This window comes from Staphylococcus sp. HMSC072B07, assembly GCF_001815505.1.
Taxonomy (GTDB): domain Bacteria; phylum Bacillota; class Bacilli; order Staphylococcales; family Staphylococcaceae; genus Staphylococcus; species Staphylococcus simulans.
This window is the reverse complement of sequence record NZ_KV820965.1, coordinates 1,436-2,056: the sequence shown is the minus strand read 5'-3', so window position 1 is coordinate 2,056 and position 621 is coordinate 1,436. Positions and strand designations below refer to the sequence as shown.

Here is a 621-nt window from a genome sequence, read left to right as displayed (position 1 = left end):
TGATCAAAGCAGTTGCGTCAGATGTGGCGAACAACAAGTCAGCAGAAGCGACACAAACGGTAAAAGATACTGTAGCTCCAGTTGCTCCAGAAATTAAAGCAATCGAAGCGGGAGCTAAAGTAGTAAGCGGAACAAGCGAACCATTGAGCACGGTAACTTTAACATTACCGAACGGCAAAACTGCAGAAGTTAAGACGGACGATAAAGGTGTTTGGACAACTACACTAGAAACTCCATTAGCACATAATGAAGTTATTAAAGCAGTAACATCAGACGTAGCGAACAACAAATCACCAGAAGCAACACAAACTGTCAAAGATACTGTGGCGCCGAAAGCACCTATTGTGAATGAAATTAAATCTACTGATCAAGCTATAGGTGGTTCGGCAGAGCCTAATTCAAATGTGTTTGTAGTATTAACTAATGGTAAGATTTTAGAAACTAAAGCAGATGCAGAAGGTAATTGGAATGTTGAATTACTAGATGGACAATCTCTTATAGGTAATGAAACTGTGAAAGTATATGCTAAAGATTTAGCGGAAAATCAATCTGATACAGTTGAAAGTGAAATTGTGTTGGTTGAAGTGCCAGCCGAGCCGGAGGTAGAAACACCAGCAGAAC

1 protein-coding gene is annotated in these 621 nt (G+C 40.1%); it reads left to right on the top strand.

All coding sequences use genetic code 11. The features are described 5' to 3' along the window. A partial coding sequence (locus HMPREF3031_RS12090; protein WP_257243639.1) for an Ig-like domain-containing protein occupies window positions 1–621 on the top strand: 621 nt, incomplete at both ends.